The 657-nt window shown below is 33.3% G+C and carries 1 protein-coding gene; it reads right to left on the bottom strand.

Annotated features, from left to right (window positions below):
- Positions 1-8: 8 nt before the first annotated feature.
- Positions 9-657: terminase TerL endonuclease subunit (locus SD53_RS12655; RefSeq protein ID WP_046520569.1), on the bottom strand; the 649-nt coding region annotated here is incomplete at its 5' end.

Here is a 657-nt window from a genome sequence, read left to right as displayed (position 1 = left end):
CTCCTCTATTAGAAATCTATACTCATTAATGCATCAAGCGCTTTAGACATGTCTTTGTCTACTATATCGTCTGCTCTATATAATGCGTGAACAAAAGCCATGAACCCATCGGTTTTTCTTCTATTTTCATCTTTTTTAATATATTCTTTATTACCATCGGGTTTAACCTTTACTGCAACATTATTAGTAAACCAACGCATCAAAGGATTGTCTCCATATATTACGTTATGTTTCGCAAACATTGTATCGATACGTGGTGCAAGTAATCCATGTATTGCTTTTGGATTTCTAAGTACTTCAAGTTTTATGCCAGCATCCTCAAACGCACGTCTTACAATATCAGTTCTATAATTATCAGCTATGACTTTTTCAAGCCCATATTTTTCTCTAGCCTTTAAAAACCAATCAACTATATATTCAATTTCAATGACATCATCATCGACAATGGTCAATAATCCCATTTTTTCCCATTCTTTAATAGGAGGTTCTAATTTGACATCATCCAAAAACCCTTGTCTTACAAACGAATGTCCTAACCAAATGTAATCATCGTTTTTTCGGAATAATAGCCCTACACTTGCAAAATCTCGAATGTTTGCAAAGTCTAAACCACCAATACACATTTGATTATCTAAATTTGGTATCTCTCTATTAGTC

Source organism: Rheinheimera mesophila, assembly GCF_000986865.1.
Lineage (GTDB): Bacteria > Pseudomonadota > Gammaproteobacteria > Enterobacterales > Alteromonadaceae > Pararheinheimera > Pararheinheimera mesophila.
Note: the sequence above shows the minus strand (reverse complement) of the source record. Positions and strands in the feature narration are given on the sequence as shown.